Raw genomic sequence first — 24,062 nt, 5'->3', positions numbered from 1 at the left:
CGTCGCCCGCCGGTCCGGCCCGGTTTAGGTGGCGCTAAGATGCGCCGCATCGCATTTGCGCTGGCTGGCGGTGCTCATGTTCGTGCTGTTGAGCAGCGTCTGGGTGGCGCGGTCGCGCACCGGAAACGTCTGTACCGCGCGCAATTCGCGATTGCCCATGAACAGCGCCGCGACCAGCGGCGTATAGGTGTAGCGCACCTCCGCCACGATCAGCGCGCCGCCGGTGACCGGAATCGTGCCGGCAGGCGCCGTAGCGGCCGGTCCGCTGGTGGTGATGCCGAATTTGAGCGCCGGTCCCGTCTTGCCCGTGTCTTCCCCACCATAGATTGACGTGACGTTCTTCGCGCCGAAGCAGCGTTGCCACGTGATCTTGTAGCCCGCATTGCTGCCGCTCTGGCCGTTCGCCTCGATATCGCTGATGATGACGCGACCAAGTTCGCCGAACTTGATGCCGGTGCCGGAGAAGCGCATCCCGACCATGACCTCGTTGATGTCGGTTTCGTCCATCGAGATGCGGACGCGCGCGGCATTGTCCGCCGCCAGCATCGCCATCTGGTTGATCCGCAACGTGACGATCGCGAGATTTGCGGTTTCCGCACCCGCCAGCCCGACCGTGAGCAGCAGCGGCAGGCCGTAGGCGAATTCGATCAGCGCCAGCCCGGACCGGTCGCGGGCGAGGTGGCGCAGGCGCGTCAGCGCGCGAGGGGCCGTCATGAGCATCGGATCACCACCTGCTGCGCGCCGAAAGGCTGGTTGCGGATCAGCGTCTTCGCGGTCGCGGTGACGTCGTTGCTCCAGCCGATCACCCGCCAGATCGGGAACAGCCGCGGTACGTCCACCGACACCGTGTAATAGACGATGTCGTCGGCGGTCCCCAGATTGTCGCCGCCGCCGCCGGTCGCGTCATAGCGGCCGTTGCCGTTGCGATCCTCGTAGCAATCGGTCGAATTGTAGGTGCCGACCGGCGCGGTATCGCCGGTGATCCGCTCGCCGCCGCCGACCGCGGAGAAATTGAAATAGCTTTGCGGCGTCACCACCACCGCATTGGGATCGGTGCGCGAATTGACCGGCAGGACGGCGCGGACCTCGTTGTCGATCATCGTCACGATCTGCGCGCGGGTACGGTCGCCGACGGTCGCCTTGCGGGCGGCCTTCTCCAGCGCGCCGGTGACTGTTGCGCGGAGATAGCCCTGATAACCGATGTCGAGCGACCCCATCACCAGTGTGAGGAACGGGACGAGCACGATCGCGAATTCGGGCAGGGTGGCACCCCGCCGCTCGCGCGACAGGCGATGGAACAGGCGGAGCATCATTGCGACAGCCGCAATCCGCCGATCGTCTGCGCGATCTGCTGAAAGCGCGTCTTGAGCGCGGCGGAATCCGCTTCGATCGACGCGTGGGCGGCATCGCTGGCGCAATCCTGCAATTCCTGCGGCATCTTGCTGATGCCGAAGGCGATGACCCAGACGGTGAACCCTTTCCCCTTCATTGCATTGCAGATGATGCTGGTACGGCGTTTGTGGATCGCCTCCAGCCCCGCTTCGTCGGTATTGATCGGCGCTATCCGGGCTTCGAGGTTGTTTATGCCCCAAGGGTCGTTGGCCTGGGGTTTGTTGTCCAACGTGCCGTCGGTCATGAACACGATGTGGCGTGAAATGGAAAAGCCCCCCGGTCCCGTCGAATCGGCGTTGGTCGCTGAGTAGATGCCGCTTTGCGACAGGAAGCGTGCGCCCCAGACCAGCCCGATGTCGTGATAGGTGCCGCCGACGGCGGTCAGCGAGTTCACATAACTTTCGAAGCTCGTCGAAAGCTTCGTGGTCGCGCTGTAATCCGACTGGTATTGCGTCAGCGGCGAAGCCTCGCGAGGACAGGCCGCAAAACCGCGGTCGATCCAGCCTCCGCCACGGCCCAGCCAATAGCCGTCATCGTCGAACTGGATCGCCGGCAGATACGGCTTCCACCGCGTCTCCGCACTCGACGGGATCAGGTCGATGTTGAGGTCGTTGGCGCCGTAGGGAACAGTCAAGGGCGAGGTCGACGTAATCGTGTTGACCGTGCTCGCCTCCTCGATGCAGCCACCCCAGCTGATGGTGGCAGGCGTCGCGGCACTGGTTTCGTAGGCACGATTCCAGGCGTCGAAGTCATAGCCCTTGTTGACGTTGGGCTTGGTATCCGGCGCATAACCGCTGAAATATGTCGGATTCGGCGCGCTCGCATTCTGGACGACAGACGATATGTCGAAGGTCGTGGATTGATAGCTCCATGACACGAACTTGCGCTGCGGGCCGCTCGACGTGTTGTAGATGGTCGATGACAGTCTCGGCACGCGCGAGCGATACTGGACATTTTCCGAACCATTGCCGCCACTGATGTAGCTGCGGTTCAGACCGTAGACGATCTTGCCGACGTTCACGTTGCTGGAATAGGGCATGAAGCCGTAGCGGATGCGGCCGGCGCCGCTCGCCGTACCCGGGCCGAGCGCGCTGTAGAAATCCTTCACGGCCTGCTTCAGGCCCGAGAGTTTGGACTGGGTGTCGCCGGACGGCACTTCCGACATCGATCCCGTCACGTCGAGCACGAACATCACGTCGGTGTTGGGAACGACCAGCGTCGACTGGCAGGTGACGTTGAGGGTGACCGTGTTGTAGCCGAACATCTTCATGATCGTCATCGGCACCGCGAGCGACACCGCGCCGGCCACCGTCCCCACCGCGCCGCGCGTATAGGTCGGCACCGGCGTTCCGGCGGAATAGGCGTTGTCGGGAAAGTTGAACTTGAAATAGTTGACCGCGATCTTGCGCTCGCTCTCCGACAGCGTGTTGACGTCGGCCATCGTGCGCCGGGCGGCGAGGGCGCCGGCGTCGCAGGCCTGCTGCAGCCGCGTGTTGGTCATGTAGAGGCGGCTGAGATCGATCGCGCCGCCGATCATCGCCATCAGCGGAAAGATCGCGGCGGCCGTCATCGCGAGGACATTGCCCCGTCGATCGTCCGAGAGCCGGCGGAACACGCACCCAACCGTCACCATCGATCTGCCCAAACCTCTACCCATGACGTCCTTTGCCTGATTGCGATCGCGCCCGATCACCGTCGTCATGCGGCTTAGCGCTCTCAAATCACGTCAAGAAATGTGCTTAATGGAAATTCACCATGCATCCGTCGGCGTTGGCCAAGCCGCTTGCGCGATCGCCGCCCGCAGGGCAGCGGGGCAGGATGAGCGACGACCTTCCTGCCGACCGGCGCCTTGCGATCAGCCTTGTCGATCCTCGCCTGCGCACCGCGCTGACCGCGTTGCTGACGCTCGACCAGCGGCTCGCGGGCATCGTCCGAACGACGCGCGAACCGCTGGTCGGGCAGATGCGGCTGACGTGGTGGCATGAGGCGCTGGGGCGGCTCGATGTCGCACCGGCGCCGGCCGAACCGCTGCTGCAGGAGATCGAAGGGGCCTGCCTGCCGCTCGGGCTGACCGGCGGCGACATCGCCGGGCTGACCGACGGATGGGAGATGCTGCTCGATCCGTTGGAGGAGGCGGGGATCGCGACCTATGCCGCGGGGCGGGGCGGTCGCCTGTTCACGCTGCTGGGGCGGGCAACCGGCGGGGATGCTGCGGCGCTGGCCGTGGCGGGCGAGGGCTGGGCGCTCGCCGACCTGTCGACGCACGTGTCGCAAGTCGCCGTTGCGGAGCTGGCGCGATTCGCGGCGCATGAGGCCTTCGCCCGTGCCTTTGCAGAGCCATGGCCGAAATCCTTGCGGCCGGTCGGCGTGCTGGCGTTGCTCCAGATGCTTGAACTGGAAGGTAAAAGCCCGATCCGAAACTATGCTCGCCTGACCGCCTTTCGATTGACGGGTCGCTGAACACTTGCGCCGCGGAGGCGCGGTGCTAGCCTGATCGCGATCGAAGGGGCGGCGATATGTGGCGATATCTGGCGGGAGGTGGCGCGTTGCTGGCGGCGGTGGCGGCAGGCTTCGTCTTTCTCGGCGGCGACGCCGGCCACGGTCCGCGTCTGCCTGCGCCACCGCAACGCGCCGTCGCCGCGGCGGATGCGCCCGCGGGCGAGAGCGACGTTCCCGAAGCCTCGCCCGCGACGCGTGAGGAGAGGCGTTTCAACCGTTACGACAAGGATCGCGACGCCAGCATCACGCGCGACGAATATCTCGCCGCCCGGCGCAAGGCGTTCGCGAAGCTGGACGTCAACGGCGACGGCCGGCTCGATTTCGACGAATGGGCTGTCAAGGCGACCGCCAAATTCTCCGCGGCGGATCGCGACAAATCCGGCGCGATGAACGCGGCCGAATTCGCCACGACCGCGGTCAGGCGGAAGGCACCGGCTCGGGCGAAATGTCCGCCGCAACCGGCTCCGACGGACGAGGGCTGAGCCATTCGGCGAAGGCGGCGCGGGCGCGGTCGGTGTACATGCGCTTGCGGTCGGCCTTTTTGGTGCGGCCCTCGATCGGCGGCATCAGGCCGAAATTGACGTTCATCGGCTGATAGGTTTCCGCCACCGCGGCGCCGGTGATATGGTGCAGCAGCGCGCCGAGCGCGGTCATCACCGGCGGCGGTGCCAGCGTCTCGCCGGCTAGCTCCGCCGCGGCGAAGCGTCCGGCCATCAGCCCGATCGCTGCGCTTTCGATATAGCCCTCGCAGCCGGTGATCTGACCGGCAAAGCGGATGTTCGGCCGGTTCTTGAGCCGCAACGTCGGATCGAGCAGCTCGGGCGAACGGATGAACGTGTTGCGGTGGAGGCCACCCAATCGCGCGAATTCGGCATTCTGCAGGCCGGGGATGGTGCGGAACAGGCGAACCTGTTCGGCATGTTTCAGCTTGGTCTGGAAGCCGACGATGTTCCACAGCGTCCCCTGCGCATTGTCCTGGCGCAGCTGCACGACGGCATAGGGCCAGCGGCCGGTGCGCGGGTCGTCGAGGCCGACCGGCTTCATCGGGCCGTAGCGCAACGTGTCGACGCCGCGCTCCGCCATCACCTCGATCGGCATGCAGCCCTCGAAATAGGGCGTGTCCTTCTCCCATTCCTTGAACTCGGTCTTCTCGCCGCCGATCAGCCCGGCGTGGAAGGCGAGATATTCGTCCTTGTTCATCGGGCAGTTGATGTAATCGTGCCCGGCATCGGGTGACGACAGCCCCCCGCTGTCTTCAGTCTGCCCGGGGGGCAGACGCCCCGATGTTCCTTTGTTCCAGCGCGACTGGAACCAGGCCGTGTTCATGTCGATACTGTCGCGGTGGACGATCGGCGCGATCGCGTCGAAGAAGGCGAGGGCGTCGCTGCCGGTCGCCGCGCCGATCTGCGTCGCGAGGCCCGCCGCGGTGAGCGGCCCGGTCGCGATGATCGCGGGGCCGTCGGGCAACGCGTCGATCCGTTCGCGGACGATGGTGATGTTGGGATGCGCCTCCAGCGCCGCGGTGACGCCGGCCGAGAAATTGTCGCGATCGACCGCGAGCGCCGATCCCGCGGGCACCCTGTGGATGTCGGCCTGCGTCATGATGAGCGAGCCGAGCCGGCGCATCTCCTGATGCAGCAGCCCGACCGCGTTGCTCTCCGCATCGTCGGAGCGGAAGCTGTTCGAACAGACCAGCTCGGCGAGCCCGTCGGTGTGATGCGCCGGGGTCGCCTCGCCGCTGCCGCGCATCTCCGACAGGCGGACGCGATAGCCCGCCTCGGCGAGCTGCCAGGCGGCTTCGGACCCGGCGAGGCCGCCGCCGACGATGTGGATGTGATGCGTGGTCATGAGAGCATACCGTATCGATGATGGGAGCGGAGCAAGGCCCCGTCGCGCCGCCTTAGCGCCGTGATGCGCCCGGACATACCCCATGCGCAAGCGATGCGGAACCGGCCCGCGCGCGGGTGCCGCGACGAAGAAGCGTCACACCGCCCGCGCTTTGCGCTATAGCGGCGGTATGACCACCATCTACACGATCGGCTATGAAGCGACGACGATGGCGGATTTCCTCGCCGCCCTGCGCGCCGCCGGGGTCGAGCGCGTGATCGACGTCCGCGCGCTGCCGCTGTCGCGCCGGCCCGGCTTCTCCAAGTCGAGCCTCGCCGCCAGCCTGGCCGAGGCGGGCATCGACTATGTCCATCTGAAGGCGCTCGGTACGCCCAAGCGGGGCCGCGATGCCGCCAAGAAGGGCGACGTCGCGACGCTGGAGGCGGTGTACGACGACCAGCTCGCTTTGCCCGAGGCGCAGGCGGCGGCCGCGATCATGCTCGGCCTTGCCGGGGAGCGGCCGAGTGCGCTGCTTTGCTACGAACGCGATCCGCAGCATTGCCACCGGACGCTGCTGCTCGATGCGGTCGGCGAGGGCGCGACGGTGGTCGACCTTTACGCCTGACGCCGGACGAACCGGCCCGCGATCACCGACGCGAGGACCGCGGGGATCGCAAGCGCGGCGCAAAAGGCGACGCCGACGATCCAGGATTCGGCGGTGCCGGCATTCAGCCACATGACCGGCAGCTGCGCGAAGGTGACGATCGCCCCCGCCAGCCACGCGCGGCGGCGGAGCAGCATGCCCCCGGATGCGGCGATCAGCACCGACAGCGGATACCACAGCCGCCAATAGGATGCGGCGTCCCAAGGCTCGGTGACGCCGCCGGCGTGGCAGACCCCCTGCCAATAGAGCGCGCCGCCCACGAGCAGCAGGACGATCGCGGGCGCGCGCGGCATGGCGGTCAGACGATCGTGCCGGGATTGGGGACGTCGCCCAGCCGCCGCACCCGCCGGATGCGCGGCTCTCGGTCGAGTTCGGCCTCGGCGCGGATCGATTGGCGCAGTTCGTCGCGTTTGGCGTGGATCGAGGCGATCACCGGCCCCATCGCCACGCCGAGGTCGACCAGCACCGCCTCCGACAATTGCAGCGAGCTTTCCAGCGTCTCCGGCACCGCGTCGGTCACGCCCGCCTTGTAGAGTTCGGCGGCATGGCGGGGATCGCGCGCGCGGGCGATGATCGGCAGGTCCGGGGCGAGCGCGCGCATCCGTCGCGCCAGCCGCACCGTCAGCACCGGATCGTCCATCGTCAGGATCAGCGCGCGGGCCCGGGCGAGGTCGAGCCGGTCGACCAGCTCGTTGCGCGATATGTCGCCGAACAGCACGGGATAGCCGCCGCGCCGCGCCTCGGCGACGGTGTCGATATCCGCCTCGACCGCGATGAAGCGCTGGTCGTGGACGGTGAGCATGTCGGCGACCATCCGCCCGACGCGGCCGAACCCGATCAGTACCGTGCCGGGGCCCTCGCCGCCGTTGTCCGGGGGCAGGCCGTCGCCGGCGATGCTGCCCTCGATCCCGCGCGACAGCGACTTGCCCGCCTTGGCGAGCAGTGGCGTGATCGTCAGCCCGATCGCCGTCACCGTCTGCCAGAAGGCGGCGGTGGACGGCAGGATCAGCTGTGCCTGCGCCGCGGTCGCGAGCACGATCAGCGTCGTCTCCGACGGGCTGCCCATCAGCAGGCCGGTTTCCGCAGCGGTGCCGCGCCCGGTCTGCGCGACGCGAAGCAGCAGGTAGGTCACCACCGCCTTGACCCCGACCACTGCGACCACCGCGATCAGCAGCGACGACCAGTTGGCCACCACCTCGGCGAGGTTGACGCTCATGCCGACGGTGATGAGGAACACGCCGAGCGCCAGCCCCTTGAACGGCGCGGTCATCACCTCGACCTCGGTGTGATATTCGGTTTCCGCGATCAGCAATCCTGCGAGCAAGGCGCCGACGATCGGCGACAGGCCCGCTGCGGTCGTCGCGACGCTGGCGACGATGACGACGAGCAGCGACGCGGCGAGGAACAGCTCGGGGCTCTTGGTCCGCGCCGCCTGCGCGAACAGGCGCGGCAGCACCAGTCGGCCGCCGAGGTACATGACGACGACCGTCGCCGCGCCGCGCAGCGCGACGCCGGCGATCCCGACCCAGCCTTCGTCGGTCGCGGTCGGCGCCATCGCACCCAGCGCGAAGATGATCGGCACCAGCGCCAGATCCTCGAACAGCAGCATCGCAAAGGCGCTGCGCCCGACCGGGCTCGTCGTGCCGACCAGCGGCAGCACCAGCGCAGTCGACGACAGCGCGAGCGCGAGGCCGAGGCCGGCCGAACCGCCCCAGTCCTGCCCCAGCAGGTGCACCGCGATCGCGATCAGCACCGCCGACCCGATCAGCTCCGCCGGCCCGGTGCCGAACACCTGCGCGCGCATCGACCACAATCGCTTGAACGACAGTTCCAGCCCGATCGAGAACAGCAGCAGGATGATGCCGAATTCGGCGAAGGGTTCGATCGAATGCGGATTGGAGATGGTGAGATAATAGAGCCACGGCGCCCGGTCGGTCAGCTGCCCCAGCCCGAACGGCCCGACCAGCATCCCCACCAGGATGAAGCCGATCACCGGGCTCACCCGGAACCGCGCAAAGGCGGGGATCACCAGCCCCGCCGCCCCCAGGATCACCAGCGCATCGCTGAAGCCTGCATTATCCAGTCCGATCGCCATGCACGGACCTTAGAGGCCGGGCGCGACAAAAGTCAGCCCTTGATCGACAGGCGGCGGCAAACCAAGGCTTCCCGATCGACGGCAAGAGCGTCGGGCGGCGGCCCGGGCGATCAGGCGGCGACCAGCCGGTAATCCTTGAACTGGTCGCGCAGCGCGGTCTTGAGCAGCTTGCCGGTGGCGGTGTGCGGCAGGCTGTCGACGAACACGACCGCATCGGGCAGCCACCATTTCGCCACCATGCCGGAGAGATGCGCGACGATCTCATGCTCGCCCACCTGGCTGTCCGGTTTGCGGACGACGATCAGCAGCGGGCGCTCGTCCCATTTGGGATGCGCGATCCCGATCGCCGCCGCCTCGGCGACCCCGGGGCAGCCGATCGCGGCATTTTCGAGGTCGACCGAGCTGATCCATTCGCCGCCCGATTTGATGACGTCCTTCGACCGGTCGGTGATCTGCATCGTGCCGTCCGGATGGATCACCGCGACGTCGCCGGTGTCGAACCAGCCGTCCGCGTCGATCGCCTCCGCCTCCGCCCCGAAATAGCGCTTCACGATCCACGGCCCGCGGATGTGCAGCCGCCCGGCGCTGCTGCCGTCGCGGGGCAGGTGGCTGCCGTCGTCGCCGATCACCGTCAGTTCGATGCCGAACGGGATCTGGCCCTGCTTCATCAGGAAATCGAGCTTGCGATCCTTCGGCCAGTCTTCCCAGCCGAGCGGCGGCGCGCCCGCGGTCGCGACCGGCGAGGTTTCGGTCATTCCCCACAGGTGCTTCACCTCGACGCCCATATCCATCAGCCGCTCGATCATCGCGCGCGGCGCCGCCGACCCGCCGATCGTCGCCAGCCGGAGCGCGCGCGGCGTATCGCCGGTCGCGTCGATATGCGCGAACAGGGCCAGCCACACCGTCGGCACGCCCGAGGAGATGGTGACGCCCTCGCGGTTCATCAGGTCGCAGAGCACCTTCGCATCGTTCACCGCGGAAAAGACCAGCTTGGCGCCTGCCAGCGGTGCGGCGAACGGCGTGCCCCAGGCCGCGGCGTGGAACATCGGCACCACCGGCAGCAGCACCGATGCCGACGACAGCGACAGGACGGCGGGGGACACGACCAGCATCGCATGCAGCAGCGTCGATCGATGCTCGTACAGCACGCCCTTGGGGTTGCCGGTCGTGCCGCTGGTGTAACAGAGCATGCACGGTTCGCGCTCGCCGCCCTCGACCCAGGCGTAATCGCCGTCCTCCGCCTCGATCAGCGCGCGAAAGGTGCCGGGGCCGTCGCCGTCCATCACGACATAATGGTCGATCGTCGTCCAGCGATCGCGCAACCGGTCGACGATCGGCTGGAAGGCGCGGTCGTAGAACAGCACGCGGTCTTCGGCATGGTTGGCGATATAGACGAGCTGGTCGTCGAACAGGCGCGGGTTGATCGTGTGGATCACCCCGCCCATGCCGATCGCGCCATACCAGGCGGCGAGGTGGTGGCCGTGGTTCATCGCCAGCGTCGCGATCCGGTCGCCGGGCCTGCAGCCGAGCCGCTCGAGCGCCTGTGCCAGCCGCCGCGCGTCATGCGCCACGCCGCGCCAGTCGCTGCGCGATTCGCTGCCGTCGGCCCAGCGGGTGACGATCTCGCGGGTCCCGTGCTCGCGCGCGGCATGGTCGATCAGCGTCGATACCCGAAGTTCGAAATCCTGCATCCCGCCGAGCATCGCTTCCTCCTAAGAACAGGGCGCTGACCGCGCCTCCTCATCGGCGAAACCATACCGGACGCATCAGCGAGGGCAATCCCGTGCGCGTGATGAATGATTGCCGCGGCCGTCGTTGCTCCGGCGGCGGGGCGCGCTTAGCCTCGGCGCGCCTTATGGGAGCCCGTGATGATCCTTGCATGGCTGATTCTGGTCGCAAGCGCGCTGCTGCCCCCGGTCGGTGGCGTGACGCCGCCCGACGGCACGTTGCTGGTCGGCATGGACATCGCGACGGTGCCGAAGCGGCGCGAGCAGGCGGACGTGTACCGCATCGCGAGCCCGTTGCCGCCGGCGGCGTTCCGTGCCGCTTATGCCGTCGCGGCACGGCGGGCGGGTTACGAGACGACGTCGAGCGCGCGCATCCTCGTCGGCCGGCGGCCGGCCGGCGGTGGTTTCCGTCTGGTGCTGCGGCCGACGCGTGAAGGCACCGCGGGGGTGCTGACGGTGACGCGGCGAAGCTGACTGCCGGGCCCGCGACGCCGGGCCGCGATCAGTTCGTCGAAACGGTGGTCGACTGCGGGCTGACGCTGCCGTTCACCGCGATCGCCGTCGCGCTCGGGCGTGCGGCGACGCGCACCGCGGCGGCGCCGGGCAGGCCAGGAAAGCGCGGCCACAGCCCCTGCGCGAGCGCGGAGCGGCTGACCGACGCCTTCCGCCCGCCCTGCGCCTCGTACATCCAGTAATTGCGCAGGACGGTCGTGACGTAGCCGCGCGTCTCCCAATAGGGGATGCTCTCGATATAGAGCAGGGGATCGCCGTTATCGTGGACGATCGCGTTCCAGTCGCCGACCGGTCGCGGCCCCGCGTTATAGGCGGCGATCACCTTGGGCAGCAGCCCGCCGGTCACGCCGGCCATGTCGCGCAGCCGCTCCAGATGCCGCTGGCCGATATCCATGTTGGTCGCCGGCCGGGTCAGCGCCGATTTGTCGAGCGGCAGGCCCTTCTCGCGCGAATAGTCCGTCGCCGCCGCGGGCATGATCTGCATCAGACCATAGGCGCCCGCCGGGCTGACCACCTTGTTGCGGAAGCCGCTTTCTTCCAGCGTGTGGGCGTAGACCAGCGCCTTGTCGACGCGCCAACCGCTCGACGGCGTCCAGTTCGGCGTCGGATAGCGCGCCTCCGCGGTGGCGACAACGCCCTGCGGGCAATTGTGCGCCAGCCACACCGTCGTCGCCGGCAGGCTCAGCGCCTCGGCGACGCGGACCAGGCTGCCGAATTCGGACGGATCGCCGATCCGTGCCTGCTGCCGCACGACGCTGTCGGCGAGGTCGGTCTCTCCGATCTCCGCCAGCGCCGCGGCGACGCGAATGTTGGGCCGCTTGTCGAGCCGCGCCCAGTCCGCCGCGACGACCTGCGTCGAGGGCTTGCCCTTGTCCTTGATAAGCAGCGCCTGACGCGACAATTGGCCGTAGAAGCTCTCGGAGAACTGCGCCGCCGACTGCAGCCGCGCCTGCACCTTGTCGGGCCGGCCGCAGACGATATCGGCGCGCGATGCCCAATAGAGCGCCGCCGCGCGCAGATCGACGTCGGTCGCGCGGGCCGCGACGCCCTCGAACCCGCTCTCCGCCGCGGCGCAGTCGTTCTGCCGCCACGCCGCCAGCGAACCCGTCCAGCGGCCCTGCACCGCCCAGTCGCCCGCGCCGTTCGCCGCCTTCGCCGCCATGCTGCGCGCGCTGGCGTCGTCGCCGGTCAGGAAATACATCCAGGCGACCTTCGCCTGCCATTCGGTCTGCGCTTCCGGCGTCAGCCCCTGCGTGGCGTCGAGCAGCGCCTGCGCGTCCAGCGCCATGTCCGCCTTGACGAAGGGTTGCATCTTCGTCGCCAGATCGGCCGCGATCTCGTCGCTCTTGGTCGCCTTCGCCCGCACCCGGCGGGGGGCGCCATCCTGCCAGATCAGCCGCTGCGCCTGGGGCAGGGGGGGCAATTCACTCGCCCCGCGCGCTTTGGCGAGCCGGGCGAGGTCCGCCGCCTGCGGCAGTTCGGGCGCTTCGTTGAGCACCGCCATCAGCGGTTCCAGCTCGATCCGCGGCGATCCCTTGGCGGTATAGAGTTCGGCGCGGGCGATCGCATGCAGCGGACCGGGCTTCATCGCGTCCAGCCCGATCTGCGCATCCTGCCACTTGCCGTCGCGGATCGCCTGAAACACCGCGCGATAGCCTTCGCGCTGACCGGCATCGAGCTGGTCGGGAATGCGATCGGGGGTGCCGACCGCCGCCAGTCTGGCGTCGGCAGCGGGGGCCGCGGACGGGTCCGCGCCCGCGGGCAGCGCCGCCATCATCATCGCGGCCGTTCCAAACGTCAGCGCCAGCTTGCGGGTCACGCGGATACTCCCCCCATCAGCAATTGCAGATCCTTCCAGGCTTCCGCCTTCGCCGCCGGCTTCTCGATCAGGAAGCGCGGATGAAAGCTGGCGACCACGCCGGTTTCACCACGTCTATGGTTAAACGGGTGTAAAGACCCGCGCGTCCCCGGCATTTCCGCCCCCAGAATGGCACGGCTCGCCGCATTGCCAAGCAGGAGCAGCCGTTTGGGCGCGACGAGGCCGATATGGTGCCGGGAAATCTCCGCCAGCCGCGCCTCGACTTCGCGCGGCATCCGCCCCGCCACCGGGCGCCTCGCGCACACCGCGGCGAGGTGGATCGTCTCGCGCGACAGGCCGATCGCGGCGAGCATCCGGTCGAACAGCGCACCGGTCTGGCCGGTCATCAGCATTCCCGCCGCGCCGTCGTCCTTGTCGGGGCAATCGACCAGCACCATGACGTCCGCGTCCGCCGGACCCGATGCCGCGATCGACACCCCGCGCCATTCGACCTCCGGCACCGCATCGCCCAGCCGCCAGGCGATGAAATCGGCGAGCGTGTCGGGCAGTGCCGCCGGCACATGCACCGGCGCGGCCGGGGGCAAAGCGGTGAACGCCACCGGTGCCGCCATCGGTTCGGCCAGCCAGTCGCGGGGGGCATCCTCGACGAGCACGTCGACGCCCGCGTCCTGCCACCAGTCGAGCGCGCTCGCGGCGCTGCTCATCCAGTCGAGATGTTGATCGGCCCCCACGCATTCCCTTTTTCTGTAGGTTGACGTTTTCGTCAACTTGTCCGATCGCGGTTCGGAGACGAGACGTTGTCGCCCTGCGCCTGAACGCTTTTCAAGCCGCCGACAACAGCAAGAATTGGTCCCGCGGGAGTGGAATGATGTCGACACGTGAATCGATGCCCTATGACGTGGTGATCGTCGGCGCCGGCCCTGCGGGGCTGTCGGCGGCGATCCGCTTCAAGCAGGTCGCCGCGGAAAAGGGCGCGGATCTGTCGGTCTGCGTGCTGGAAAAGGGCTCGGAGGTCGGCGCGCATATCCTGTCGGGCGCGGTCATCGACCCGCGCAGCCTCGACGAACTGCTGCCCGACTGGCGCGAGCAGGGCTGTCCGCTCGCCGAGGTGCCGGTGACGGAGAACCACCACTGGGTGCTGACCGCGACGACCAAACGCAACCTGCCCGAATTCCTCACCCCGCCGTTCATGCACAACAAGGGCACCTATACCGGCAGCCTGGGCAACCTGTGCCGCTGGCTGGCGGGCAAGGCCGAGGAACTGGGCGTCGAGATCTTCCCCGGCTTCGCCGCGGCGGAGATCCTGTTCGACGAGCAGGGCCGGGTGAAGGGCGTCGCCACCGGCGACATGGGCGTCGCCCGCGACGGCACGCACAAGGGCGATTACACGCCGGGGCTCGAACTCCACGCCAAATACACCTTCTTCGCGGAGGGCGTCCGCGGTCATCTGACCAAGGAGGTGATCCGCACATTCGATCTGGCGAAGGATGCGCAGCCGCAGGTCTATGGCCTCGGCATCAAGGAATTGTGGGACATCGATCCCGCACTGCACAGCCCCGGGCGGGTCATCCATACGCAGGGCTGGCCGCTCGGCGACGACGCCAATGGCGGCAGCTGGCTGTACCATCAGGCGAACGGACAGGTCAGCCTCGGCTTCGTCACCTGGCTCAACTACAGCAATCCCTATCTGTCTCCGTTCCAGGAGATGCAGAAGTGGAAGACGCATCCCGAGATCGCGGCGATCCTCAAGGGCGGCAAGCGCGTCTCCTATGGCGCGCGTGCGATCAACGACGGCGGCCTGCAGTCGATCCCGAAGCTGGTCTTCCCGGGCGGCGCGCTGATCGGCTGTTCGGCGGGCTTCCTCAACGTGCCGCGGCTGAAGGGCACGCACGGCGCGATGAAGTCGGGCATGATGGCGGCGGAGGCCGCGGCGGACGCGATCCTGTCGCAGCGCGAACATGACGAACTGGTCGCCTATCCGGCGGCGTTCGAGGCATCGTGGCTGCACAAGGAGCTGTCGGTCGTCCGCAACGTCGTGCCGCTGGTCAAGAAATTCGGCGACTTCCTCGGCTCGGGCCTCGCCGGCGTCACCATGTGGCTCGAGCATTTCGGCATCAAGATGCCGTTCACGATGAAGCATCATCCCGACCATGAGAGCCTGTGGCGCAAGGACATGGTCAAGCCGCCGGTCTATCCCAAGCCCGACGGCGTGCTGACCTTCGACCGCCTGTCCTCGGTGTTCCTGTCGAACACCAATCATGAGGAGGACCAGCCGGTCCACCTGACGCTGAAGGACCCCGACGTGCCGGTCGAATACGACCTGCCGATGTACGACGAGCCTGCGCAACGCTATTGCCCCGCCGGCGTTTACGAGATCGTGGGTCAGGATACCGGCGATCCGAAATTCGTCATCAACGCGCAGAACTGCGTCCACTGCAAGACCTGCGACATCAAAGACCCAACCCAGAACATCAACTGGGTCGTACCCGAGGGCGGTGGAGGCCCGAACTATCCCAACATGTAAGCGTCTGTTCCTCGCATCGGTCCTCAGCCTTGGCGCGATCGCGCCGGCGGGGGCCGATACGTCCCGTATCGCCGATTATCTGAAGGCGCGCGCCGCCGATGCGGACGGCCGGAGCGTGATCGCCGCCGCCGGCTATGCCCGCGCGCTGGCCGGCGCGCCGACCAGCACCGCCATCGCCGCGCGCGCCTATCGCGAGGCGCTGGCGACGAACGACATCGCGCTCGCGACACGCGCCGCCGCGGTGCTGCGCGGCACCGCCGATGCGCCCGCAGACCTGCCGTTGCTGCCGCTCGCCATCGCCGCATCGCGCAACGATGCCGTTGCGGCGGAACAGGCGGTCGCCGCTCTCGCCGCGACTCCGCTCGGGGTGCTCGGCCCGTCGCTGCGCGCCTGGATCGCTTATGATCGCGGGCAGAACCCGGCACCCGCGCTGGCCGCCGCGGGGGCGGGCAAGAACCCCGTTACCCAGCGCCTCGCCGCCGAAACCGCCGCATTGCTCCAGATTGCGCGGGGCGACGTCGACGGCGGGCTGGCGGCGGTGCAGGCGCTGCGCGAAACCGGATCGCCGATCGACCTGCGCCTGTCCGCGGCGCAATTGCTGTTCGGCAACGGCCATGCCGATCGGGCGCGCACGCTGCTCGCGGGCGGCGATCCCGTCTTCGCGGCGCTGCGGCAGGGGACGCCGGCGAAGCCGACGCTTGGCTTCGGCGTGTCGCGGCTGCTCGGCCGGATCGCCAGCGATCTCGCCGAACAGGATGCGCCGGCGCTGTCGATCGCTCTGTCCCGGACCGCGTTGATCGCCAATCCCGCCAACGACCGAGCGCGGCTGCTGCTCGCCTCGGCCCTCGCCAAGGATGGCGCCACCGCGCTGGCACTGGCGACGCTGGACGCGATGCCCGCCGCCAGCCCCTTTGCGACGACCGCGGCGGCGGCGCGGATTACGATCCTCGCCAACGCCGGCAGCGACGACGAGGCGCTGGCGCTCGCCTGCAGCGCCGCAGCGCGCGACGGCGCGACCGCGGCCGACTGGCAGACCTATGCCGACCGGCTGACCGCCGCGAACCGCCATGCCGACGCCGCCGGCTGGTATCGGCGGGTCCTCGATGCCGATCCGGCGGAATGGACAGCCTGGCTGCAATATGGCGGTGCGCTGGAACAGGCGGGCGACTGGCCCGGCGCGCGCGGGGCGTTGCAGAAGGCGGTGGCGATCGCGCCGCGCGAGCCGCTGGCGCTCAACTATCTCGGCTATGCGCAGGCGGAACGCGGCATCGACGTGCGGGAGTCGATCGCGATGCTGGAACGCGCCCGCGCGCTGAAGCCGGACGATGCGTCGATCGCCGATTCGCTGGGCTGGGCCTATTTCATCAACGGCGATACCGGGCGGGCGATGCCGCTGATCGAGCGTGCTGCCGCGGGCGACCCGATCAATGCGGAGATCGGCGAACACCTCGGCGACCTGTACTGGACCGTCGGCCGCCGGTACGAGGCGCGCTACGCCTGGCGTGCCGCCGCGCTCACGGCGGATGCGGCCGACCAGGCGCGCCTGTCCACCAAGATCGTCCAGGGATTGCCCGCCAAGTGATCGTCGAACGCGCCCCCGCCAAGATCAACCTCGCCCTCCACGTCCGCCACCGCCGCCCGGACGGCTATCACGAGTTGGAAACCTTGTTCGCCTTCACCGCCCACGGCGACACGGTGACGGTGACGCCGGCGGTGGCCGACAGTTTTCATGTCATCGGCCCCTTCGCCGCGGCGCTGCAGGCGCCTGCCAGCGGCGCGCGAAATCTGGTCGAGACGGCGGCACACGCTTTTTGCGACACCTTCGACGTCCGGCAGGCGCATGCCATCACGCTCGACAAGCATCTGCCGATCGCGAGCGGCATCGGCGGCGGGTCGGCCGATGCCGCCGCCACGCTCCGCGCGCTCGCGAGGCTGCACGCGATCGCGCCCGCAGACCCCCGCCTGTTCGTGATCGCCGAACGCCTCGGTGCCGACGTTCCCGCCTGCCTGCTGGGGCGCACCACGCTCGGCACCGGCAAGGGCGAGGCATTGATCCCGGTGCAGGGGCTTGCCGGCACCCCTCTGCTGCTGGTCAACCCCGGCGTCGCGGTGTCGACCGGTGCGGTCTTCGCCCGCTGGGACGGGAAGGATCGCGGCGGCATCGCGGGCGAAGGCGATTTGCTCGCCCGCGCCATCGCCGGCCGCAACGACCTCCAGCCAGCCGCGCTGGCACTGGCGCCGGTGATCGCCGACGTGTTGGCAGCGTTGGAGGGAGCCGACGGCGTGCGGCTCGCGCGCATGTCGGGCAGCGGCGCCACCTGCTTCGCGCTGTTCGACGATGCCGGCGCGCGCGACTCGGCGGCTGCGGCGATGCCGCAATGGTGGACGCTCGCCACCACGCTGACCTAGCACGGCGGTTCCAACCTGTTCGATCGTCGGCAAAAGTTCCCCTCTTGTTCCATAAGAACAAACATCGTACATAGCGAACAGACGCGTTGCCCCGATGGCGCGCTTGCTCTAGCGAGGGAAGCTCCCGATGGCCGCCAATCTGAAAGTGATCGATACCGGCATGGCAACCGCATCCACCGACCGCCAGAAGGCGCTCGACGCCGCTCTAGCCCAGATCGACCGTGCCTTCGGCAAGGGCTCGGCGATGAAGCTCGGCGCGAAACAGTCGATGGAGGTCGAGACGATCTCCACCGGATCCCTGGGGCTCGATATCGCCCTCGGCGTCGGCGGCCTGCCGCGTGGCCGCGTGATCGAGGTCTATGGCCCCGAATCCTCGGGCAAGACCACGCTCGCGCTGCACGTCATCGCCGAGGCGCAGAAGGGTGGCGGCACCGCCGCCTTCGTCGATGCGGAACATGCGCTCGACCCGGTCTATGCCAAGAAGCTGGGCGTCAATATCGACGAACTGATCGTCTCGCAGCCCGATACGGGCGAACAGGCGCTCGAGATCGTCGACACGCTCGTCCGCTCCAACGCGATCGACGTGCTCGTGGTCGATTCGGTCGCTGCGCTCGTGCCGCGCGCGGAAATCGAGGGCGAGATGGGCGACAGCCACGTCGGTCTTCAGGCGCGCCTCATGTCGCAGAGCCTGCGCAAGCTGACCGGATCGATCAGCCGCTCGCGCTGCATGGTGATCTTCATCAACCAGCTGCGCATGAAGATCGGCGTGATGTACGGCAATCCGGAGACGACGACGGGCGGCAATGCGCTCAAATTCTATGCTTCGGTCCGTCTCGACATCCGCCGTACCGGTGCGATCAAGGACAAGGAAGAGGTGACCGGCAACGCGACCCGCGTGAAGGTCGTCAAGAACAAGGTTGCCCCGCCGTTCAAGCAGGTCGAATTCGACATCATGTACGGGGAGGGCATCTCCAAGATCGGCGAAATCCTCGACCTCGGCGTCAAGGCCGGCCTCGTCGAGAAGTCGGGTGCGTGGTTCAGCTATGACAGTGTCCGCATCGGCCAGGGCCGCGAGAATTCGAAGACCTATCTGCGCGAGCATCCGGACATGGCCGACCGCCTCGAAAAGGCGATCCGCCAGCGCACCGAAAAGGTCGCCGAAGAGATGATGACCGGCCCGGACGCCGAAGACGACATCTGATGCGATCGTACCCTGTCCGGGTACGAAAGGGGGCTCGCCGTCAACGGCGGGCCTTTTTCGAGGGGCCCGGCGGCGGCGTCGTCCGGGTGGTGATGAACCACCATGTCGTGCCGGCCGTCATGCTGGACATGGTCCGGGATCCTTCCTGTCGCCCGTACGGAGGGTGTCAGGGCCCATCGGCATTTACGCGCACTGACGCGTATAAAAAAAAGAGCTTGGGTTCGCGCGGAGGCGCGGAGGACGCGGAGGTGTTCCGCATGCGGCAGCTTGATTCCGACACCTTGCTGCTGTGATGAGAAGATTCCTGCCTCGACTGGCGCGACGCCTCCGCGTCTCCGCGTGAACTCTCTCTTTTGTTTACCAAGATGGCATGGAGGCCGAAGGGGGATGATTCGTTTCGAGACCGAAGAAGGCCAAGCGTTTTTCGAGCTGCCGAGCGCAACGGGCTTATATGTTACGGACAGGTCCTGACCTTGAGAGAATGGCGGCAACGACCCCATAGGGCCGGCGAGTTGCCACCATCAATCCCCGCGTCACGCCTGAGGGAGCCCATGCCATGACCTCCGCCTTCGACTGGACAGGCCGCGTCGGCCAGACCTGGGCGATCGAATGGGAGCGTACCGATCGCTCGTTCGCCGGCCTGACGCCGCATCTCGACGCGGCGATCCTCGCAGCCGCGCCCGCTGGCCCGTTTTGCAGCCTCGATGTCGGCTGCGGTGCGGGATCGACCAGCCTAGCGTTGGCCCGCGCCCGCGCGGATGCTCAGGTCTTGGGCGTCGACCTGTCGCCCGAATTGGTCTTGGTTGCGGATCGCCGCCGGGCCGGACAGGCCAACCTCGCCTTCCGCCTCGGCGACGCGACCGACGTCGCCCGGATGCTGGCGCCGCTTGACCTGCTGGTGTCGCGCCACGGCGTCATGTTCTTCGGGGACCCGGTCGTCGCCTTCGCCGGCCTGCGCGCGGCAAGCCGGCCGGGTGCGGGATTGATCTTCTCCTGCTTCCGCGACCGCAGCGACAATGTCTGGGCCTCCGATCTCGTCGAACAGGTAACCGGCATCCGCCCGCCGGTCCCGACCGACTATGCGCCCGGCCCGTTCGGCTTCGCCGACCCGTCGGTTACCGCCGCCATCCTAAAACATGCCGGCTGGACGATCGATAGCTACGCCCGCGTCGATTTCCGCTATCTGGCCGGCGCGGGCGACGATCCGGTCGCAGACGCCGCCGCCTTCTTCCGCCGTATCGGCCCGCTCGCCTCCATGCTGCAACAGGCCGCCGATCCCGTCGCGCTGGACGCGCGGCTCAAAGCCGTGCTGGAACGTTATCGTACCGGCAGCACCGTCGCCTTTGCGGCGTCGGCATGGATATGGCGGGCCACCGCCTGACAAAGGGAGAGAGCATGATCGTCGTCCACCATCTCGAAAACAGCCGGTCGCAACGGGTGCTCTGGATGCTCGAGGAACTCGGCCTCGACTATCGGATCGAGCGCTACGAGCGCGACCGGACGACGATGCTCGCGCCGCCCGAACTGAAGCGCGTGCATCCGCTCGGCAAGTCGCCGGTGATCGAGGACGATGACGGCACCTGTCATGTCGTCGCCGAAACCGGGGCGATCGTCGAATATCTGGTCGAAAAGGCGGACGGCCGCCTCGGCCCGCCCGCGCATCGCGATTCGGCGCTGCGGTATCGGTTCTGGCTCCATTATGCGGAAGGATCGATGATGCCGCCGCTGTTCCTCAAGCTGGTGCTGAGCCGCATTCCGCTGATGGGCAAGCCGGCGATCAAGCGCATCCAGCCGATGATCGACGTTCACCTCGATTACGTCGAATCGGAACTGGCGCAGCGTCCCTGGTTCGCGGGCAACGAGATGACGGCCGCGGATGTCATGATGAGCTTCCCGATCGAGGCGGCGCGCAGCCGGGCCGGGCTCGACGCCTCGCGCCCGGCGACGATCGCTTGGCTGGAGAAGGTCCACGCCCGCCCGGCCTATCAGGCCGCCCTCGCCAAGGGCGGCCCCTACGCCTACGCGTGATGTCCCCGCTGCCGATCAGCGGAAGCTGGTCGGCGCGGGCGGTTCGGGCACGTGCGATGGCGCCCGCGGTGGATCGATCTCGGCGGGTTCGCGGGGATCGAATCCGCCCTCCCATTTCGCCACTACGGCGCTTGCTACCGCGTTACCGATGACGTTGGTTGCGGTGCGGCCCATGTCGAGGAAATGGTCGATCGCGAGGATGAGCAGAAGCCCAGCCTCAGGAATGTCGAACACCGGCAGCACCGCGGCGATCACGACAAGGCTGGCACGCGGCACCGCGGCGATCCCCTTGGACGAGATCATCAGGAACAGCAGCATCGCGATCTGCGTCCCTAGTGGCATGTCGATGCCGTAGGCTTGGGCGATGAAGATTGACGCAAAGGTCACGTACATCATCGAGCCGTCGAGATTGAACGAATAGCCCAGCGGCAGCACGAAGCTGGCGATCTTGGGCGGCACACCGAACCGGTCGAGCGCCTCCAGCATGCGCGGATAGGCGGCCTCCGAGGAGGCAGTGGTGAACGCGACCAGCAACGGTTCGCGGATGTAACGCACGAGGTCGCGGATGCGCGGCCCGATGAACAGGAAGCCGATCCCGAGCAGGATCGCCCACAGCACGACCAGGGCGAGGTAGAAGCTGCCCATGAAGAAGGCGAGCTGTCCGATCACCCCGGCGCCGCGCTCGGCGAGCGTTGCGGTGACCGCGCAGAACACGGCGATCGGCGCGAAGCGCATGACATAGTCGGTGATCTGCAACATGATCGCGACCAGCGCCTCGACCGCGCGGACCAGCGGCCTGGCGACGTCGCCGACCGCGGTGATCGCGACGCCGACGAAGATCGAGAAGACGACGATCTGCAGGATCTCGTTGGTCGCCATCGCCTCGATCATCGATGCCGGCACGATATGGGTGATGAACTTGGCGAGGCTGAACGCGTCGGTCGACACGCCCGCATCCGCTCCGACCGGCGGCAGCGGCAGATTGATGCCGACCCCCGGCTGGATCGCGTTGACCAGGATCAGCCCGAGGCCGAGCGACAGCAGGCTGGCGCAGACGAACCAGCCGATCGCCTTGGCACCGACCCGTCCCAGCGCCGCGGTGTCGCCCATCTGCGCGATGCCGCTGACCAGCGTGGCGAACACGAGCGGCGCGATAATCATCTTGATGAGGCGCAGGAAGATCGTCGTGCCGATCGAGAAATAGCCGGCGATCGCCTTCAGCCGCTCGGCGGCGACGGGGGTGCCGTCGTCGAGCCAGCCGTTGATCGCCAATCCCGCGACGATGCCGAGCAGCAGGCCGATCACGATAAACACAGTCAGCCGCTTGGCCATGCACGCACTCCCGAATTTGCCGGCAGGGAAGGGGATTGCGGGTCCAGGGTCAAGCGCCCTATCGATCTGCGATGGTCGTCTCCCCCTCCCGCCGCACGTTGCTCGCCGGTTTAGCCGCGATACCGCTGCTGTCTACCGGTGTGCTGCGTGCCGCCGAACCGGACCTGTCCGACCTGCGCGACATCACCACCGGCGCGGTGCCGATCGGCCCGGACGAGCGGGCCCGCCGGCTGTCGCGGGCGCAGGCGCTGATGCGCGCGAACGGCATGGGGGCGGTGCTGATCGAACCGGGTTCGTCGATGGTCTATTTCACCGGTGTCCGCTGGGGCCGCAGCGAACGTCCGACGCTGGCGATCCTGCCCCGCGAGGGGCAGCCGCTGATCGTCACGCCCTTCTTCGAGGAGCCCTCCGTCCGCCAGACGCTCGCCGTCCCTGCCGAGGTGCGGGTCTGGCAGGAGGACGGTAACGCACTGGCGATCGTCGCCGCCTGGCTGAAGGAGCGCCGCCTCGACCGCCTGCCGATCGGAATCGAGGAGACGACGCGTACCTTCATCCCCGCCGACCTCGCCCGCTTCGCGCCCGCCGTGCGTCAGGTGAGCGCCAATCCGGTCGTGCGCGGTTGCCGCATGGTGAAGACCCCGGCCGAGCTGGCACTGATGCAGACCGCGACCGACGTGACCATCGCCGCCTATCGCTGGCTCGCGCCCCGGATCGAGACGGGCATGACCGGCGCGGAGATCGGCGCGCTGATGACCGCGGCGACGCGCAGGCTGGGCGGCGATCCCGAATTTGCCCTCGCGCTGATCGGCCCCGCCGCCGCGCTGCCGCATGGCAGCCGCGAGGTGCATCGGATCGCGCCCGACCAGATCCTGCTGATGGATTGCGGCTGCACCGTGCAGGGCTATCAGTCCGACGTGTCGCGCACCTGGGTGCCCAAGGGCCGCGCCACCGCCGACCAGCGCAAGGTCTGGGCCGATGCCGCCCGCGGCCAGCAGGTCGCGCTGTCCGCGGCAAAGCTCGGCGCCACTGCGGGCAGCGTCGACGATGCGGTGCGGGCCTATTACACCGGGCTCGGCTACGGCCCCGACTACAAGCTGCCCGGCCTGTCGCACCGTACCGGTCACGGCATCGGCATGGACGGGCACGAGCCCGTCAATCTCGTCCGCGGCGAGACGACGCGGCTCGCGCCCGGTATGTGTTTCTCGAACGAACCCGGCATCTACCTGCCCGGCCGCTTCGGCGTCCGGCTGGAGGACTGCTTCCACATGACCGCCGAAGGGCCCCGATGGTTCAGTACGCCGCCGTCGTCGATCGACGCGCCGCTGGCATGAGGGCAGCGCTCGCCGATGCGGGCTTCGGGCTCTGGCCGGGGCGGATCGACGCGGCCGGGCTCGCCGGGATCGAACGGCTGTTCGCACGATTGACGATCGACCGGCCTGGACTGCGGATCGATCCGGCGATCTGCGATGATCTCGCCGCCTTTCGGGCGATCCGCCCGGCGTTGCGCGATCTGCTCGGGCCGCGGGCGAGGCCGGTCCGCGCGTTGCTGTTCGACAAGCGCGATGGCGCGAACTGGGCGCTCGGCTGGCATCAGGATCGGACGATCGAGGTCGCCGAGCGGATCGACGTGCCCGGCTATGGTCCATGGACGGTCAAACAGGGGCGCCTGCACGCCGCGCCGCCGATCGCGCTTCTCGCCACGATGGTGACCGTCCGCATCCATCTCGATCCCGTCGGCACGGACAATGCGCCATTGTGCGTCGCACCGGGCTCCCACCGGCTCGGCTATGTTGCGGAGGATGCGATCGACGGCGTCGTCGAGCGTTGCGGACAGGCGGCCTGTCTGGCGGACGCGGGCTGCGTCTGGTTCTATGCGACGCCGATCCTTCACGGTTCGGCGCGCGCGGCGACCGGATCGCGACGCCGCGTCCTGCAGATGGACATCGCCGGTTGCGATCTGCCGGGCGGCCTGCGCTGGGCGGCGGATGCGCAACGAACGGCGCTTGAGGGCGAGCCGTCTCTCGCCTAAGTC

Annotated in this window: 22 protein-coding genes; 12 read left to right on the top strand and 10 right to left on the bottom strand. The window is 68.2% G+C overall.

Going from position 1 to position 24,062, the window contains the following annotated elements:
• Positions 1-24: 24 nt before the first annotated feature.
• Genes B2515_RS04025 through B2515_RS04015 form a run of 3 tightly spaced genes read right to left on the bottom strand, consistent with a single transcriptional unit; the run spans position 25 to position 3,025 of the window.
• Entirely contained in the window at positions 25-714 is a 690-nt protein-coding gene (locus B2515_RS04025) for a TadE/TadG family type IV pilus assembly protein (RefSeq protein WP_293873966.1), read from the bottom strand.
• The gene (locus B2515_RS04020) at positions 711-1,310 is read right to left on the bottom strand and encodes a TadE/TadG family type IV pilus assembly protein (RefSeq protein WP_293873964.1); all 600 of its coding nucleotides are present in this window, start codon (positions 1,308-1,310) and stop codon (positions 711-713) included. The genes B2515_RS04025 and B2515_RS04020 overlap by 4 nt, the downstream gene beginning before the upstream one ends.
• Positions 1,310-3,025 carry a pilus assembly protein gene (locus B2515_RS04015; protein ID WP_293873962.1) on the bottom strand — a complete coding sequence of 572 codons (1,716 nt, stop codon included), beginning with the start codon at positions 3,023-3,025 and terminating at the stop codon, positions 1,310-1,312. The genes B2515_RS04020 and B2515_RS04015 overlap by 1 nt, the downstream gene beginning before the upstream one ends.
• Before the next feature lie 185 nt (positions 3,026-3,210).
• Between B2515_RS04015 and B2515_RS04010 the strand changes: the two genes are divergently transcribed.
• Together B2515_RS04010 and B2515_RS04005 are read left to right on the top strand one after the other, a co-directional pair.
• Positions 3,211-3,852: a squalene/phytoene synthase family protein gene (locus tag B2515_RS04010; RefSeq protein ID WP_293873960.1), complete on the top strand. Its 642-nt coding sequence runs from the start codon at positions 3,211-3,213 to the stop codon at positions 3,850-3,852.
• Positions 3,853-3,908: 56 nt separating this feature from the next.
• Complete coding sequence (locus B2515_RS04005) at positions 3,909-4,373, top strand: EF-hand domain-containing protein (RefSeq protein ID WP_293873959.1); 465 nt, start codon at positions 3,909-3,911, stop codon at positions 4,371-4,373.
• Here B2515_RS04005 and trmFO read toward each other — a convergent pair.
• Positions 4,309-5,739, bottom strand: a complete 1,431-nt coding sequence (trmFO, locus tag B2515_RS04000) for a methylenetetrahydrofolate--tRNA-(uracil(54)-C(5))-methyltransferase (FADH(2)-oxidizing) TrmFO (RefSeq protein ID WP_293873958.1) — start codon at positions 5,737-5,739, stop codon at positions 4,309-4,311. The two genes, B2515_RS04005 and trmFO, sit on opposite strands and share 65 nt — an antisense overlap.
• 169 nt (positions 5,740-5,908) lie before the next feature.
• Between trmFO and B2515_RS03995 the strand changes: the two genes are divergently transcribed.
• Complete coding sequence (locus B2515_RS03995; protein WP_293873956.1) at positions 5,909-6,343, top strand: DUF488 family protein; 435 nt, start codon at positions 5,909-5,911, stop codon at positions 6,341-6,343.
• Here B2515_RS03995 and B2515_RS03990 read toward each other — a convergent pair.
• The 3 genes from B2515_RS03990 to B2515_RS03980 form a co-directional block, all read right to left on the bottom strand.
• Positions 6,334-6,675: a hypothetical protein gene (locus B2515_RS03990; protein WP_293873954.1), complete on the bottom strand. Its 342-nt coding sequence runs from the start codon at positions 6,673-6,675 to the stop codon at positions 6,334-6,336. The genes B2515_RS03995 and B2515_RS03990 overlap by 10 nt on opposite strands.
• Before the next feature lie 5 nt (positions 6,676-6,680).
• Positions 6,681-8,477, bottom strand: coding sequence for a cation:proton antiporter (locus B2515_RS03985; protein ID WP_293873952.1), 1,797 nt, complete (start codon positions 8,475-8,477; stop codon positions 6,681-6,683).
• Between the two features lie 110 nt (positions 8,478-8,587).
• Entirely contained in the window at positions 8,588-10,180 is a 1,593-nt protein-coding gene (locus B2515_RS03980) for a long-chain fatty acid--CoA ligase (protein WP_293873951.1), read from the bottom strand.
• 165 nt (positions 10,181-10,345) lie between these two features.
• Here B2515_RS03980 and B2515_RS03975 point away from each other — a divergent pair, with 165 nt between their 5' ends.
• Positions 10,346-10,678: a hypothetical protein gene (locus B2515_RS03975; RefSeq protein WP_293873950.1), complete on the top strand. Its 333-nt coding sequence runs from the start codon at positions 10,346-10,348 to the stop codon at positions 10,676-10,678.
• 28 nt (positions 10,679-10,706) lie between these two features.
• Here B2515_RS03975 and B2515_RS03970 read toward each other — a convergent pair whose 3' ends face one another.
• A complete protein-coding gene (locus tag B2515_RS03970) occupies positions 10,707-12,497 on the bottom strand; it encodes a lytic transglycosylase domain-containing protein (protein ID WP_414711357.1) in 1,791 nt (596 codons plus the stop codon).
• Between the two features lie 35 nt (positions 12,498-12,532).
• Positions 12,533-13,240, bottom strand: coding sequence for a uracil-DNA glycosylase (locus B2515_RS03965; RefSeq protein WP_349676229.1), 708 nt, complete (start codon positions 13,238-13,240; stop codon positions 12,533-12,535).
• A gap of 164 nt (positions 13,241-13,404) precedes the next feature.
• On the opposite strand from B2515_RS03965, the gene B2515_RS03960 reads away from it, so the two are divergent.
• The 6 genes from B2515_RS03960 to B2515_RS03935 all read left to right on the top strand — a co-directional run bounded on the left by B2515_RS03960 (position 13,405) and on the right by B2515_RS03935 (position 20,698).
• Positions 13,405-15,060: an electron transfer flavoprotein-ubiquinone oxidoreductase gene (locus B2515_RS03960; protein ID WP_293873946.1), complete on the top strand. Its 1,656-nt coding sequence runs from the start codon at positions 13,405-13,407 to the stop codon at positions 15,058-15,060.
• On the top strand, positions 15,032-16,642 hold the full coding sequence (locus tag B2515_RS03955; protein ID WP_293873944.1) for a tetratricopeptide repeat protein: 1,611 nt from the start codon (positions 15,032-15,034) through the stop codon (positions 16,640-16,642). The genes B2515_RS03960 and B2515_RS03955 overlap by 29 nt, the downstream gene beginning before the upstream one ends.
• Entirely contained in the window at positions 16,639-17,469 is an 831-nt protein-coding gene (locus B2515_RS03950) for a 4-(cytidine 5'-diphospho)-2-C-methyl-D-erythritol kinase (protein ID WP_293873942.1), read from the top strand. The genes B2515_RS03955 and B2515_RS03950 overlap by 4 nt, the downstream gene beginning before the upstream one ends.
• A gap of 127 nt (positions 17,470-17,596) precedes the next feature.
• Entirely contained in the window at positions 17,597-18,670 is a 1,074-nt protein-coding gene (gene recA / locus B2515_RS03945) for a recombinase RecA (RefSeq protein ID WP_293873941.1), read from the top strand.
• Positions 18,671-19,226: 556 nt separating this feature from the next.
• Complete coding sequence (locus tag B2515_RS03940; RefSeq protein ID WP_293873939.1) at positions 19,227-20,051, top strand: class I SAM-dependent methyltransferase; 825 nt, start codon at positions 19,227-19,229, stop codon at positions 20,049-20,051.
• Positions 20,052-20,065: 14 nt separating this feature from the next.
• Positions 20,066-20,698 carry a glutathione S-transferase family protein gene (locus B2515_RS03935; RefSeq protein WP_293873937.1) on the top strand — a complete coding sequence of 211 codons (633 nt, stop codon included), beginning with the start codon at positions 20,066-20,068 and terminating at the stop codon, positions 20,696-20,698.
• 15 nt (positions 20,699-20,713) lie between these two features.
• Here the strand turns inward: B2515_RS03935 and B2515_RS03930 are convergent, their stop codons facing one another.
• Complete coding sequence (locus tag B2515_RS03930; protein WP_293873934.1) at positions 20,714-22,030, bottom strand: dicarboxylate/amino acid:cation symporter; 1,317 nt, start codon at positions 22,028-22,030, stop codon at positions 20,714-20,716.
• 71 nt (positions 22,031-22,101) lie between these two features.
• Here B2515_RS03930 and B2515_RS03925 point away from each other — a divergent pair, with 71 nt between their 5' ends.
• Positions 22,102-23,361, top strand: a complete 1,260-nt coding sequence (locus tag B2515_RS03925; protein ID WP_293873931.1) for a M24 family metallopeptidase — start codon at positions 22,102-22,104, stop codon at positions 23,359-23,361.
• Positions 23,358-24,059, top strand: a complete 702-nt coding sequence (locus B2515_RS03920; RefSeq protein WP_293873929.1) for a phytanoyl-CoA dioxygenase family protein — start codon at positions 23,358-23,360, stop codon at positions 24,057-24,059. Before B2515_RS03925 ends, B2515_RS03920 begins: the two co-directional genes overlap by 4 nt.
• Positions 24,060-24,062: the final 3 nt, after the last annotated feature.

It is taken from the genome of Sphingomonas sp. UBA978 (assembly GCF_002292295.1).
GTDB lineage: Bacteria > Pseudomonadota > Alphaproteobacteria > Sphingomonadales > Sphingomonadaceae > Sphingomonas.
Note: the sequence above shows the minus strand (reverse complement) of the source record. Positions and strands in the feature narration are given on the sequence as shown.